The sequence below is a fragment of the Nocardioides sp. zg-1308 genome (assembly GCF_013155375.1).
Classification (GTDB): domain Bacteria; phylum Actinomycetota; class Actinomycetes; order Propionibacteriales; family Nocardioidaceae; genus Nocardioides; species Nocardioides renjunii.
This window is the reverse complement of the sequence record NZ_JABJQY010000004.1, coordinates 519,151-532,390: the sequence shown is the minus strand read 5'-3', so window position 1 is coordinate 532,390 and position 13,240 is coordinate 519,151. Positions and strand designations below refer to the sequence as shown.

The 13,240-nt window shown below is 73.3% G+C and carries 16 protein-coding genes; 13 read left to right on the top strand and 3 right to left on the bottom strand.

The window, feature by feature from the left end; genetic code table 11:
• Window positions 1-85: 85 nt before the first annotated feature.
• Both HN031_RS17450 and HN031_RS17445 read left to right on the top strand, forming a co-directional pair.
• Window positions 86-931 carry a LysR family transcriptional regulator gene (locus HN031_RS17450; RefSeq protein ID WP_172273058.1) on the top strand — a complete coding sequence of 282 codons (846 nt, stop codon included), beginning with the start codon at window positions 86-88 and terminating at the stop codon, window positions 929-931.
• Between the two features lie 40 nt (window positions 932-971).
• Window positions 972-2,138: a PQQ-dependent sugar dehydrogenase gene (locus HN031_RS17445; RefSeq protein WP_172273055.1), complete on the top strand. Its 1,167-nt coding sequence runs from the start codon at window positions 972-974 to the stop codon at window positions 2,136-2,138.
• 3 nt (window positions 2,139-2,141) lie between these two features.
• Here HN031_RS17445 and HN031_RS17440 read toward each other — a convergent pair whose 3' ends face one another.
• A complete protein-coding gene (locus HN031_RS17440; RefSeq protein WP_322921781.1) occupies window positions 2,142-2,912 on the bottom strand; it encodes a DUF2071 domain-containing protein in 771 nt (256 codons plus the stop codon).
• A 126-nt stretch (window positions 2,913-3,038) separates the two neighbouring features.
• On the opposite strand from HN031_RS17440, the gene HN031_RS17435 reads away from it, so the two are divergent.
• Genes HN031_RS17435 through HN031_RS17425 form a run of 3 tightly spaced genes read left to right on the top strand, consistent with a single transcriptional unit; the run spans window position 3,039 to window position 5,620 of the window.
• Complete coding sequence (locus HN031_RS17435) at window positions 3,039-3,953, top strand: ABC transporter ATP-binding protein (RefSeq protein WP_172273761.1); 915 nt, start codon at window positions 3,039-3,041, stop codon at window positions 3,951-3,953.
• 10 nt (window positions 3,954-3,963) lie between these two features.
• Window positions 3,964-4,818, top strand: a complete 855-nt coding sequence (locus HN031_RS17430; RefSeq protein WP_172273052.1) for an ABC transporter permease — start codon at window positions 3,964-3,966, stop codon at window positions 4,816-4,818.
• A 1-nt stretch (window position 4,819) separates the two neighbouring features.
• Entirely contained in the window at window positions 4,820-5,620 is an 801-nt protein-coding gene (locus tag HN031_RS17425; RefSeq protein ID WP_172273049.1) for an ABC transporter permease, read from the top strand.
• Window positions 5,621-5,844: 224 nt separating this feature from the next.
• On the opposite strand, the gene HN031_RS17420 is transcribed toward HN031_RS17425, so the two are convergent.
• Window positions 5,845-6,816 carry a YihY/virulence factor BrkB family protein gene (locus tag HN031_RS17420; RefSeq protein ID WP_172273046.1) on the bottom strand — a complete coding sequence of 324 codons (972 nt, stop codon included), beginning with the start codon at window positions 6,814-6,816 and terminating at the stop codon, window positions 5,845-5,847.
• A gap of 49 nt (window positions 6,817-6,865) precedes the next feature.
• Window positions 6,866-7,354 (bottom strand): GNAT family N-acetyltransferase, encoded by a 489-nt coding sequence (locus HN031_RS17415; protein ID WP_216652526.1) that lies wholly within the window; start codon window positions 7,352-7,354, stop codon window positions 6,866-6,868.
• Between the two features lie 43 nt (window positions 7,355-7,397).
• Between HN031_RS17415 and HN031_RS17410 the strand changes: the two genes are divergently transcribed.
• The 8 genes from HN031_RS17410 to HN031_RS17375 all read left to right on the top strand — a co-directional run bounded on the left by HN031_RS17410 (window position 7,398) and on the right by HN031_RS17375 (window position 13,237).
• Window positions 7,398-7,928 carry a DinB family protein gene (locus tag HN031_RS17410; RefSeq protein WP_172273040.1) on the top strand — a complete coding sequence of 177 codons (531 nt, stop codon included), beginning with the start codon at window positions 7,398-7,400 and terminating at the stop codon, window positions 7,926-7,928.
• A complete protein-coding gene (locus tag HN031_RS17405; protein ID WP_216652525.1) occupies window positions 7,925-8,542 on the top strand; it encodes a class I SAM-dependent methyltransferase in 618 nt (205 codons plus the stop codon). The genes HN031_RS17410 and HN031_RS17405 overlap by 4 nt, the downstream gene beginning before the upstream one ends.
• Complete coding sequence (locus tag HN031_RS17400) at window positions 8,539-8,733, top strand: DUF3046 domain-containing protein (protein WP_172273037.1); 195 nt, start codon at window positions 8,539-8,541, stop codon at window positions 8,731-8,733. Before HN031_RS17405 ends, HN031_RS17400 begins: the two co-directional genes overlap by 4 nt.
• Entirely contained in the window at window positions 8,730-9,986 is a 1,257-nt protein-coding gene (locus HN031_RS17395) for an MFS transporter (RefSeq protein WP_172273035.1), read from the top strand. Before HN031_RS17400 ends, HN031_RS17395 begins: the two co-directional genes overlap by 4 nt.
• Before the next feature lie 197 nt (window positions 9,987-10,183).
• The gene (gene recA / locus HN031_RS17390) at window positions 10,184-11,236 is read left to right on the top strand and encodes a recombinase RecA (RefSeq protein WP_172273032.1); all 1,053 of its coding nucleotides are present in this window, start codon (window positions 10,184-10,186) and stop codon (window positions 11,234-11,236) included.
• Entirely contained in the window at window positions 11,226-11,981 is a 756-nt protein-coding gene (locus HN031_RS17385; protein WP_172273029.1) for a regulatory protein RecX, read from the top strand. Before recA ends, HN031_RS17385 begins: the two co-directional genes overlap by 11 nt.
• 54 nt (window positions 11,982-12,035) lie before the next feature.
• Window positions 12,036-12,524: a phosphoribosyltransferase family protein gene (locus tag HN031_RS17380; protein ID WP_172273026.1), complete on the top strand. Its 489-nt coding sequence runs from the start codon at window positions 12,036-12,038 to the stop codon at window positions 12,522-12,524.
• Between the two features lie 5 nt (window positions 12,525-12,529).
• Window positions 12,530-13,237: a GNAT family N-acetyltransferase gene (locus HN031_RS17375; RefSeq protein ID WP_172273023.1), complete on the top strand. Its 708-nt coding sequence runs from the start codon at window positions 12,530-12,532 to the stop codon at window positions 13,235-13,237.
• Window positions 13,238-13,240: the final 3 nt, after the last annotated feature.

The window sequence follows — 13,240 nt, the reverse complement described above, 5'->3', positions numbered from 1 at the left end:
GGCCCGCGGGGTTCCAACACCGATCGGGTGGCGGCCGATACCTGACGGGTATGAGGGCTGGTCGGGGCGACGTAGGCTCGGGGTCGTGGAGACCCGCGAGCTGCGCTACTTCGTCGCCGTCGCCGAGGAGTCGCACGTCGGCCGCGCCGCCCAGCGCCTCGGGATGGCGCAGCCACCGCTGTCGCGGGCGATCGCCCAGCTCGAGCGCCGGCTCGGTGCCGAGCTCTTCGTGCGCGGACCCCGCGGTGTCGAGCTGACGACCGCCGGGGAGACGCTGCTGCGCGAGGGCCGCGCGGCCCTCGCCGCCGTCGAGGCCGCCGAGCGGCGCACCCGCCGGACCATCGAGGCGGGCGGGCGACCGGCCGTGGTGCTCACCGCCAAGGCCGGCGCGTCCGGCGAGCTGATGGCCAAGCTGCTGGACGCCTACGCCGCAGAGCCGGACGCCGTCGACGTGGAGGTCGTGCTCAGCCCGCCCGGGCACCAGTCGGCCATGCTGCGCGACGGGCGGGCCGACGTCGCGCTGCTGCACCTGCCCTTCGACGACGTGAGCGGCTTCGACGTCGACACGCTCGCGGTCGAGGACCAAGCCCTGATCCTGCCCGCCGGCCACCCGGCGAGCCGCCGGACCTCGATGACCCTCGCCGAGGCCACCTCGATCCCGGACCTCCCGCTGCCGCGGTGGCCCCACCTCGACGGCACCTACCCCGACGGTCCGGGGCCCGAGCTGCGCGACCTGACCCAGGTGCTGCAGCTCGTGCGGCTCGGCCGTGCGGCGATCGTGCTGCCGGAGTCGGCGCAGGCCGACCTGCGCGACGGGCTGGCCGTCGTCCCGGTGTCCGACGCCCCGCGGGTCACCACGGTCATCGCGTGGCCTCCGCACAGCACCTCGACCGTCGTCGCCGGCCTCGTGCGCACCGCCTCGCGCCTCTGAGCAGCACCGCCCGGTTGGCGGAGCCGCGCACGATGGACCCATGAAGCCGGCGACCGTCCTCCGCCGCGGCCTCGTCGCGGGCCTCGTGCTCGCCCTCGCGCCGGCGTGCTCCTCCGACACCGCGTCCTCGGGTGCGCTCGGGCCGTCGACGGCCGAGGACGACGCCGCCTGGCCCTTCGAGGTCGAGCAGGTCGACCGGTTCGGCGAGCCGTGGGCGATGGCGTTCCTGCCGGGCAGCGGCGACCTGCTCGTCACCGAGCGCAGCGGCACCCTCCACCTGCGCGACGCCGCGAGCGGCGAGCGGGTCGAGGTCGAGGGCACGCCCACGGTGGTCGACGCCGGGCAGGGCGGGCTGGGAGACGTCGTGCCCGCGCCGACGTACGAGGACGACGGCGTCGTCTACCTCAGCTGGGCCGAGGCTGGCGACGGTGGAGTCGGGGCCGCGGTCGGCCGCGCCCGGCTCGAGACCGGCGGCGGGGCACCCCGGCTCGAGGACCTCGAGGTCGTGTGGCGGCAGACGCCGAGGACCGACGGCGACGGGCACTTCAGCCACCGCATCGCGTTCTCGCCCGACGGCCGGCACCTGTTCGTGTCCTCGGGCGACCGCCAGCTCGGCGATCCGGCGCAGGACACCGGCAACACCCTCGGCACGATCGTGCGACTGACGCTCGACGGGGACCCGGCGCCGGGCAACCCGATGGCCGACGAGGGCGGGGCGACGGCCGAGATCTGGAGCTGGGGGCACCGCAACCCGCTGGGTCTGGACTTCGCGCCGGACGGGAGGCTGTGGTCTTCCGAGATGGGGCCGGAGGGCGGCGACGAGCTCAACCTCGTCGAGCCCGGGGCCAACTACGGCTGGCCGGAGGTGTCCGACGGCAGCGACTACGGCGGCGGGGAGATCCCGGACCACGCCGAGGGCGACGGCTATGCCGCCCCGGCCGTGTCGTGGAACCCGAGCATCTCGCCCGGCAGCCTGATGGTCTACGGCGGCGACCTCTTCGAGGACTGGCAGGGCGACGCCTTCCTCGGCGCGCTGTCGGGCGAGGCGCTGGTCCGCGTCGACCTCGACGGCGAGACCGCCGGCGAGGTCGAGGTGTACGAAATGGGCGAGCGGGTGCGGGCGGTCGAGGAGGGCCCCGACGGCGCCGTCTGGGTGCTCGAGGACGAGGGCGGCGGGCGGCTGCTGCGGTTGACTCCCGCGGACTAGGCGTCAGCCGCGTCGCGGCGTGCGGGCGTCGCCCGGCAGTCCGAACTCCGTGCGGACGCCGGGGCTGAAGCCGACGTGGTCGGGGGGCCGTGCGGCCAGGTCGGGCAGACCCACGGACGCCATCAGCTCGTCGTCGAGGGCGAGGACCTCCGCGTCGTGCACGGGCCACGCCTCGTGGCGGTTGGGGACGTAGAGGGTGCGGCCCCACCACCGGGTGTGCAGGCCCCACCGGGCGCTGAGGAAGTGGTCGAGCTCGGTGGGCTCACGGACGGCCCCGGCGCGGACGACGACGTGGCTCGTGGGCCGTGGCCCTCCCCGCCGCGGTCCGGGTCGGCGCAGCCGGGCGTCGTACGTGTGCACGTCTCCGTCGCGGTGGTAGCGCATCCGGGCCCACCGGTAGGGCACGCCGAACGAGGCGCGCGCACCGAGGACGACCGCGGCGCGATCGGTGTCGAGGCTCAGGAAGACGATGCCGCGCCGTCCCGTCTCGTCGACGGAGTAGAGGCGCACGTTGGTCTCGAGGAAGGTCCCCAGCCACGGCACGGCCGGCCCGCGGCCCAGACCCGCGTCGACCATCCGGAAGGGGATGAGCCCGACGTAGGTCCGCCCGTGGAGCGTGTCCGGGCGCACGCCCGGCGGCATCCGGTGGGCCACCTCGGCCGGGTCGACCGCCCAGTGCAGGAAGGTCAGGTCGCGCCAGAGCTGGCTCATGACGACGGTGCGCGTCATGGCCGGTGCGTCCGGCGACACGGGCTCGACGGCGGGGTCGTCCACCTCCTCACCCTAGGCGCCCCTCGAAGGGCGCCGGCCCCACTCGCTGCCCGGCCGGGACTCGACCGTCGGTGATCGTTTCCGCGATGTCCCCGTCCTGATCTAGTGTCGGCGAGCGTGACGGACTCCATGATCTCGGCGCGGGGACTGCGCAAGTCGTTCGGCGACTTCGAGGCGGTGAAGGGGATCGACGTCGAGGTCCACAAGGGGGAGGCGTTCGGGTTCCTCGGCCCCAACGGCGCCGGCAAGTCGAGCACCATGCGGATGATCGCCTCGGTCAGCCCGGTGACCTCGGGCGAGCTGCGGATCCTCGGCATGGACCCGGCCACCGACGGTCCGGCCATCCGCGGCCGGCTCGGGGTCTGCCCGCAGGAGGACACGCTCGACAACGAGCTCAACGTCCTCGACAACCTCTACATCTACGGCCGCTACTTCGGCATCGACCGCGCCACCTGCCGCGAGCGCGCCCGTGAGCTGCTCGAGTTCGCGCAGATCACCGAGAAGGCCAAGGCCAAGGTCGAGGACCTCTCGGGCGGCATGAAGCGGCGCCTCACCATCGCGCGCAGCCTCATCAACAACCCCGACCTGCTGCTGCTCGACGAGCCCACCACCGGGCTCGACCCCCAGGCCCGCCACGTCCTCTGGGACCAGCTGTTCCGGCTCAAGCAGGCCGGCGTCACGCTCGTCATCACGACCCACTACATGGACGAGGCCGAGCAGCTGTGCGACCGCCTCGTCGTGATGGACAAGGGCGTGATCGCCGCCGAGGGATCGCCGCGCCAGCTGATCGAGGAGCACTCGACCCGCGAGGTGGCCGAGCTGCGCTTCGGGGTCGGCGAGCACGAGGCGCTGGCGGGGAAGGTCGAGGACCTCGGCGAGCGGGTCGAGGTGCTGCCCGACCGCCTGCTCGTCTACAGCGACCACGGCGAGGAGGTCGTCACGGCCGTGCTCGACCGCGGTCTGCAGCCGATCGCCACCCTCGTGCGTCGCTCGACGCTCGAGGACGTCTTCCTGCGGCTCACCGGCCGGAGCCTGGCGGACTGAGGGCACCGACATGGCCACCGACACGACGCCACCGACCCGCCGGACCCGCTCGACCGCTCGGACCCCTCGCCCGACCGGGTCCCTGTCCGCAGCCGAGGGCATGTCCCGCCAGTACGACTACTGGCTCACCGTCCTCAAGCGCACCTGGCGCGGGGGAGTGGTCAGCAGCTTCCTCACCCCGCTGCTCTACGTCGTCGCGATGGGCGTGCTGCTCGGCGGGTTCATCGAGGGCGACCCCGAGCGGCTCGAGGGGGCCACGTCCTACCTCGCCTTCGTGGTGCCCGGCCTGGTCGCCTCGCACGCCATGACGATCGCGGTCAGCGAGACGACCTACCCCGTGATGGGCGCCATCAAGTGGCACAAGACGTTCTACGCCCAGCTCGCCACGCCGCTGGCGGTGCGCGACCTGGTCAACGCCTTCATCGGCTTCGTGATGTTCCGCGTCGCGTCGGCGTGCGCGGTCTTCATGCTGGTGCTGGCGCCGTTCGGCGTCTTCGCGACCTGGTGGGGTCCGATCCTGGCGTGGCTGTCGCAGCTGCTGGTGGGCTTCGCGTTCTCGACGCTGGTCTTCGCCTACAGCGCCCGACTGAGGTCCGAGGAGGGCTTCGGCATCCTCTTCCGCCTCGGCGTCATCCCGCTGACCCTCTTCTCGGGGGCGTTCTTCCCCATCGGCAACCTCGGACCGGTGCTGGAGTGGGTCGCCCGGCTGACCCCGCTGTGGCACGGCGTCTCGCTGTCGCGGATGTTCTGCGTCGACCGGGTCGACTGGTCGCTCGCGCTGCTCCACGTCGTGGTGCTCGTGGTGCTCACCGTCGTGGGCTGGGTGCTCGCCGTCCGCAACCTCGACCGACGGCTGGAGACCTGAGATGGCGGTCCTCGACGGCATCCCCGCCCCGCTGACGCCGGGCGCCGCGACCAAGGTGCTGGTGCTGCGCAACTACGTCGTCTACCGCGGCGCGTGGAAGCTCTTCATCACCGGCTTCCTCGAGCCGGTGTTCTACCTGTTCTCGATCGGCATCGGCGTCGGCCAGCTCATCGACACCTTCGAGTTCCACGGGCAGGCGATCCCCTACGCCGAGTTCGTCGCCCCGGCGATGCTGGCGACCTCGGCCTTCAACGGCGCACTGCTCGACTCCACCTACAACGTGTTCTTCAAGCTGAAGTACGAGAAGCTCTACGACCAGATGCTGGCCACGCCGCTGTCCACCGGCGACATCGCGCGCGGCGAGATCGTGTGGGGGCTCCTGCGGGGGTCGGTCTACTCCGCGGCGTTCCTCGTCGTCATGGCGCTCATGGGGCTGACCAGCTCGTGGTGGGCGCTGCTGGCGCTGCCGGCCACGGTGCTCATCGCCTTCGCCTTCTCGGCCGTGTGCATGGCCGCGACGACGTGGATGAAGAGCTGGCAGGACTTCGACAAGATCACCCTCGCCCAGATGCCGCTGTTCCTGTTCTCGGCCACCTTCTTCCCGATCGAGGCGTTCGGCGACGGCGTGCTGCGCTGGGTCGTCGAGGCGACGCCGCTCTACCGCGGCGTCGTGCTGTGCCGCGAGCTCACCACCGGCGTCGTGACGTGGGAGTCGGGCGTCTCGGTCGTCTACCTCGTCGTGATGGGCATCATCGGCCTGGCCGTCGTACGCCGCCGGCTGGACGCGCTGCTGCTCACCTGACGCTTCGTCGCTGGGTCTTCAGGGGGCCTGGGGGTGGCGGCAGATCGCGTTTGGCGGGGGTCGTACGTGTGATGTGCCGCCACCTCCGCACCGGCCGCCCGGTGGTGGCGGCAGATCGCACGCTGGCGGGGGTCGTACCTGTGATGTGCCGCCACCCTGCAGGGCCGCCACCTCGTCGACCAGCCGGCGATGTGCCGCCACCTCCGACGACGGACCCCCCAGCCTCAGTCCTCCACCACCTGCCGGTGCGGCCGGCCGGGGTCGTCGTACGCCGGCTCGGCCTCGCCGGCGCGCAGGGCCTCCAGCTGCGCGCACACCGCCAGGCCGTAGAACAGCGAGATGGACGACAGCAGGCTCCACAGCAGCAGGGCGAACACCCCCGCGAGCGGGCCGTAGGTGCTGCTGAAGGAGCCGCTGGCGTTGACGTACGCCGCGAGCCCGGCCGCGGCCGCCATGCTTCCGAGCACGGTGATGGCCGACCCCAGCGCGAGCCAGGAGAGGGCGGGCTGGCGGCGTCGGGGAGCGTGGTCGAAGAGGATCGCGATGACGACGACGAGCGCCAGCAGGCCCAGGGGCCAGCGGCACCACTCCCACGCCAGCCGCGCGCCCTCGGACCAGCCGTACTCGTCGACCATCGCGTCGCCGAACGCGCCGCCCGCGACCAGGGCGAGGAAGCCCAGCCCGAGCGGGCCCGCGAGCAGGGCGGTGAAGACGGCGGCGCGGCCGTACTTGTGCAGGGCGGGGCGGTCGCGCCGGATGCCGTAGATGCGGTTGCCGCCGCGCTCGACCTGCGCCATCGCCGTGGTCATCGAGAACAGGGCGAACACCAGGCCGAACGCGAGCGCCACCTCGCCGGCGCCCTCCGAGCCGCTGGTCAGGGCCTGCACGAAGGCGTCGTCGTCGCCGCTGGTCGGGGAGACGGCGTTGACGGTCGCGGCGACCACGGCGGCGGGCCGGTCGTCGTCGATGTCGGCGGCGAGCCCCATGACGGCCAGCAGGAACGGCACCACGGCGAGGCAGGTCTGCAGGGCGAGGGCACGGCTGTTGGTGAAGCCGTCGCCGTAGCGGAACCGGACGAACGACTCGACGAGGATGCGGCGCAGGCCGTGGTGGCGCGCGAGGTGCCAGGCGTCCTCGGCGTCGAGCTCGTCGCCGTCCATCTCGGTCGTCACCGGGACGGTGCGGGCCGTGGTCATGGCGGCACCCTATGCGGGGGCGGGGTGGGGATCGCCGGTCAGGATCGGCTCAGCCGAGCCTCCGCTGCAGCCACGCCACGTCGATCCACCGGTCGTGCTTGCGCCCCACCTCGCGCATGGTGCCGACGTCCTCGAAGCCGCACGCCCGGTGCAGGGCGAGGCTCGCCGGGTTGGGCAGGGCGACGGCGGCGACGACGAGGTGGACGCCGTCGTCGGCCAGGTGCGCCAGCAGGGCGTCGTACAGCGCCCGGCCGATGCCGGCGCCCTGGTGCCCCGGCGCGACGTAGACGGTGCTCTCGCGGGTGTGGCGGTAGGCCGGCTTGGGCCGGAACGGCGACGAGGTGGCGTAGCCGGCCACACCGCCGTCGTGCTCGGCGACCAGGAAGTGGTCGCCGGTGCCGGTCGCGGCGAGCCGCTCCTCCCACTGGGCCGTCGGACGCCCTTCGAGGTCGAAGGTCGCGTGGCCCCGACGCGCCTCCCTCGCGTAGATCGCGGCGACCGCGGGCAGGTCGGCGGGAAGTGCGCGACGGATGTCCATTCCTCGCATTGTCCTCGGCGGCGCGGCTGGTTGGATGGCGGGCATGAGCATCACGCCCGACACCAAGGACTGGACCTGGGTCCTCGAGAGGCCGTGCGCGGAGTGCGGCTTCGACCCCGCCGCCCAGGGGCTCGCGGACCTTCCCCGCCTCGTCCACGACACGGCGACGACCTGGTCGCAGGTGCTCGCGCGCCCCGACGTGGCCGCTCGCCCGGCCCCGGACGTGTGGTCGCCGCTGGAGTACGGCTGCCACGTCCGCGACGTCCACGCGCTGTTCGGCCAGCGCCTGCACCTCATGCTCGAGCAGGACGAGCCGACCTTCGCCAACTGGGACCAGGACGCCACCGCGGTCGAGCGCGACTACGCCGCGCAGGACCCCGCCGTGGTCGCCGCCGAGCTGGTGGAGGCGGCCGGCGCCGTCGCCGGCACCTACGCCACCGTCACCGACGCGACCAGGGGACGTCGCGGCGTGCGGTCCAACGGCGACGTCTTCACCGTCGAGACGCTCGGCAGCTACCACCTGCACGACGTCGTCCACCACCTGCACGACGTGGGCGTGGTGCCGCCCCGGTGAACGAGACCGTCCGCGCCTACGACCTCGACGCCAGGGCGTACGCCGTCCACGCGCCGCCGATGCCCGACGCCGTCCGCGCCGACCTCGAGGCGCTCGCCGCCGCGACCGGTGAGGGCGCCCGGGTGCTCGAGGTGGGCTCGGGTGCCGGCCGCGACGCGCTGCTGATGGAGCAGCTCGGGCTCGCCGTGCGCCGCACCGACGTGACCCCCGCCTTCGTCGACCTCCTGCGCGGGCAGGGCCACACCTGCGACCTGCTGGACCCGCTCACCGACGACCTCGCTGCGCCGGAGGGTCCCTACGACGCCGTGTGGGCCAACGCGTCGCTCCTGCACGTGGCGCGCGACGACCTGGGCGCCGTCCTCGCCCGGCTGGCCGCCGTCACCCGTCCGGCCGGCATCCTCCGGATGTCGGTCAAGGAGGGCGACGGCGACGGCTGGTCGACGCACGGGTCGATCCGGCTCCCGCGTCACTTCACCTACTGGCGTGCCGGACCGCTGGAGCAGGTCGCCGCTGCCGCCGGCTGGTCGGAGGTGTCGGTGCGCTCCTGCATCCCCGGCACGCGGGGCGAGGCCTGGTTGGCGCTGTCGGCGCGGCGTGGTCAGGTGGTCGCATGAGGCACACCGAGTTCTGGGCGCGGCTCGACGCGGCGCTGGGCCGCGACTACTCCCGCACGTGGGCGGAGCTGACCGTCGTGCGCGACCTCGACGGCCGCACCACCCAGGAGGCGCTGGACGCCGGCGTGCCGCCCAAGCAGGTGTGGGCGGCCGTGTGGCGCCAGCTGGAGCTCCCCGCGAGCGAGCGGTGAGCAGCCGCGTCGGGACCGACCTCGACCTCGAGGCCGTCCAGCGCCGCACCGTCCGCACGCTCGTCGTCGCCCAGGCGGTCGGGGCGGTCGGCGTCACCATCGGGGTCGCGACCGCCTCGCTGCTGGCCCGCGACATCTCCGGCAGCGAGACGATGGCGGGGCTGGCGCAGACCTTCCAGGTCCTCGGCACCGCCGCGGCGGCGTACGCCCTCGCGCGGGTCATGCGACGGCGCGGTCGGCGCGTGGGGATTACCCTGGGCTACCTCGCGGGTGCCACGGGTGCCGTCCTCGCCGTCGTCGCGGGCGTGGTCGACTCCATGCTCGTGCTGCTGGGCGGCGCGCTGCTGCTCGGGGCGACGTCCGCGGTCAACAGCGGCTCCCGTTACGCCGCCACCGACCTGGCCGCCGAGGAGCACCGCGCCCGGGCGCTGTCCGTGGTCGTCTGGGCCACGACGATCGGCGCCGTCGCCGGGCCCAACCTCGTCGGGGTCGGCGGTGCGACGGCGCGCCGGCTCGACATCCCCGAGCTCACCGGCGGCTTCGCGATCGGGGCGGTCGTCCTGGTCCTGGCGGCCGGGTGGGTGTGGCTGCGGCTGCGGCCCGACCCGCTGCTCCTGGCCCAGCACACGGCGGGCGTGGTGCCGGCCGACGGGCCGGAGCCGCGCGGCCGGTCGTGGGGACGCTTCGTCGCCGTGGTCCGCGACGTCCCCGCCGTCGGCGCCGCGGTGGTGGCGATGGCGTGCGCGCACGCGGCGATGGTGACGGTGATGATCATGACGCCGCTGCACATGGAGCACGGCGGGGCGCACCTCGAGGTGATCGGCTTCGTGATCTCCATCCACGTGCTCGGGATGTTCGCGTTCTCCCCGCTCGTGGGGTGGGCCGCCGACCGCCACGGCCGCTCGGCGGTCCTGGTGACCGGGGGAGTGGTCCTGCTGGTCTCGCTCGCGCTGTGCGGGCTCTCGCCCGAGGGCTCGTCCTGGCAGATCTTCGCCGGGCTGTTCCTGCTCGGGGTCGGCTGGTCGTGCGCCACCGTCGCCGCCTCGACGGTGATCGCCGACCGCACGCCGATCGAGGCGCGCACCGACGTGCAGGGCACCTCCGACATGGCCATGGCCCTCACCGCGGCCGGTGGCGGCGGGCTCGCCGGGGTCATCGTGGGCGCGCTCGGCTACCCGGCGCTGGCGCTGTTCGCGGCGCTGCTGGCGGGCGCGGTCGTGGTGGCAGGGCGCCTGACCCGCGCACCGGCCTGACCCGCCTCCGACCGGGTGGGCGACACGCCGGGCCGGGAGCCACCGTCGAACACCTGTTCGGGCTACTGTCTGTCCACAGGTACGACGAGGGGCGAGGTTGTCCACAGCGTCGGCCGTCCTGATCAGGGACTGTCGGTGGCTCGCCCTAGCGTCGAAGACGTACCTCACACATCACGACGAGAGAACGGGACACAGCAATGGCTGGTGCAGACCGCGAGAAGGCCCTCGACGCCGCGCTCGCACAGGTGGAGAAGCAGTTCGGCAAGGGCTCGGTCATGCGACTGGGCGACGAGACGCGTGCCCCGCTCGAGGTGATCCCCACCGGGTCGATCGCCCTCGACGTGGCCCTCGGCCTCGGCGGCCTGCCCCGCGGGCGCGTCGTGGAGATCTACGGTCCGGAGTCCTCCGGAAAGACCACGGTCGCCCTGCACGCGGTGGCCAGCGCCCAGGCGGCCGGCGGCATCGTCGCCTTCATCGACGCCGAGCACGCGCTCGACCCCGACTACGCGAAGAACCTCGGCGTCGACACCGACGCGCTGCTGGTGTCCCAGCCCGACTCCGGTGAGCAGGCGCTCGAGATCGCCGACATGCTGATCCGCTCGGGTGCCCTGTCGCTCATCGTCATCGACTCCGTGGCCGCGCTCGTGCCCCGCGCGGAGATCGAGGGCGAGATGGGCGACAGCCACGTCGGCCTCCAGGCCCGCCTGATGAGCCAGGCGCTGCGCAAGATGACCGGTGCCCTCAACAACTCCGGCACCACCGCGATCTTCATCAACCAGCTGCGCGAGAAGATCGGCGTGATGTTCGGCTCGCCCGAGACCACCACCGGTGGTCGCGCGCTGAAGTTCTACTCCTCGGTGCGCCTCGACGTGCGCCGCATCGAGACGCTGAAGGACGGCACCGACATGGTCGGCAACCGCACCCGCGTCAAGGTCGTCAAGAACAAGGTGGCCCCGCCGTTCAAGCAGGCCGAGTTCGACATCATGTACGGCAAGGGCATCAGCCGCGAGGGCGGCCTGATCGACGTCGGCGTCGAGGCGGGCATCATCCGCAAGGCCGGCGCCTGGTACACCTACGAGGGCGACCAGCTCGGCCAGGGCAAGGAGAACTCGCGCAACTTCCTGCGCGACAACCCCGACCTCGCCAACGAGATCGAGAAGCTGATCCTCGAGAAGCTGGGTGTCATCCCGGCCGTCGACAAGCCTGCCGACGACCTGAGCGACGAGCCCATCGGGGTCGATGACTTCTGAGTCGCGTCCCGCGCCCGACTGGGTCGGTGACGTCGGGCTCGGTGTCCGGGCGTGGGTGGGGGAGACCCCACCCACGCCGGCCGAGGCGTCTCCGGAGCGCTCCGCGGGCACCGGGCGCGGCAAGGGCGGCCGGGACGGCCGGAGCGGCAAGGGCGGCCGGAGCGGCAAGGGACGCAACCGGACGTGGGAGGAGCGGGAGGCCGCCCGGCTCGCCCGCGAGGAGGCGGCGGCCGCCGAGGTCGAGGCCGACCCGGAGGCCGTGGCACGCAAGATCCTCCTCGACACCCTCACGGGGCAGGCGCGCACGCGCCAGGAGCTGGCCGACAAGCTGGCCAAGCGCGGGGTTCCCGACGACCTCGCCGCCGGGCTGCTCGACCGGTTCACCGAGGTCGGCCTGATCGACGACGGGGCGTTCGCGCGGCAGTGGGTCGAGAGCCGGCACCGCAGCCGTGGCCTCGCGCCCCGGGCCCTGGCCCAGGAGCTGCGTCGCAAGGGCGTCGACGACGAGGACACCAAGCTCGCGCTCGAGCAGATCGACGAGGCGGACCAGCGCCACGCCGCCCGTGAGCTGGTCGACAAGAAGCTGCGCTCCATGCGGGGGCTCGACACGCAGGTGGCGACGCGTCGGCTCGCCGGGATGCTCGCGCGCAAGGGCTACTCCGCGGGACTGGCCTTCTCCGTTATGCGCGAGGCGCTGCGCGAGAGCCACGACGAGGTCGACGACCTCGAGCCGCCCGACGTCTGAGACGGGTCGGACCGCCACTTCCACCCCGCCGCCGGGCTCTGGTGGGATGGGTGGGTGAGCAACGAGCGCGAGGTCCTCACCTACGAGCTGTTCGGCACGGCCACGCGCGAGCTGGCGCAGGAGGTCGCCGACTCCGGCTTCGAGCCCGACATCGTCCTGGCCATCGCGCGGGGCGGCCTGGCGCTCGGCATGGGTCTCGGCTACGCCCTGGCGGTGAAGAACATCTCGGTCGTCAACGTCGAGTTCTACACCGGCGTGGACCAGCGCCTCGACGTGCCGATCATGCTCCCGCCGACCCCGGCCGCCGTAGACCTCTCGGGCCTCGAGGTCCTCATCACCGACGACGTGGCCGACACCGGGCGCACCCTCGAGCTCGTGCACGACTTCCTGCGCGGGCACGTCTCGGAGGCGCGCACCGTGGTGGTCTACGAGAAGCCGCAGTCGGTCATCAAGCCCGACTACTCCTGGCGTCAGACCGAGCGCTGGATCGACTTCCCGTGGTCCTCCCTGCCACCCGTGGTGCCCGGCCGCCTGGCGCACTGACGCCGGTGGACCGCACGACCGTCCGGGTCCGGGCCGACGACGACGAGCTCGTCGACGCGGTGCTCCCCGCGGAGTCGTGGGCCGCGGCCGCCCGGCGCGTCGCCGCGCCGACGGGGAGGACGCCGGTCGCCACCGACCTGTCCGGGGCGGTCAAGGAGTTCGTCGTCGACCGCGACGTCACCGTCGACCTGCGGGCGATGACCCGCGGCGACCTGCCGCTGCTCGCGCGGTGGCTCGCCTCGCCGCACCTACGGCGGTGGTGGCACGCCGACGGCGAGCCGACCCGCGAGCGGGTCGCGGCGGCGTACGGCCCGGGCGTCGATGGCACGACACCGACCCGGCTGTGGGTCGTCGAGGTCAACGGTCGCTCGATCGGCTTCGTCCAGGACTACCGCGTCGGCGACCACCCGGGCTTCGCGCTGCTCACGGCGCGCCCCGACGCCGTCGGCCTCGACTACGTCATCGGCGAGCCCGAGTGGGTCGGCCGCGCGCTCGGCCCCCGCGTCCTGTGGACCTGGATGCTGCGGGCGATCGGCCGCTACCCGGACGTGGAGGAGTTGTTCGCGACACCCGACCACCGCAACGCCGCCTCGCTGCGGGTCCTCGACAAGGTGGGGTTCGAGCGCGGGACGTGGTTCGACGAGCCGCAGGCCGACGGGAGCGTGGCCACCGTCGTCGGGTGCACCCTCGACGTCCGCCGCGTCCTGGGCTGAGGT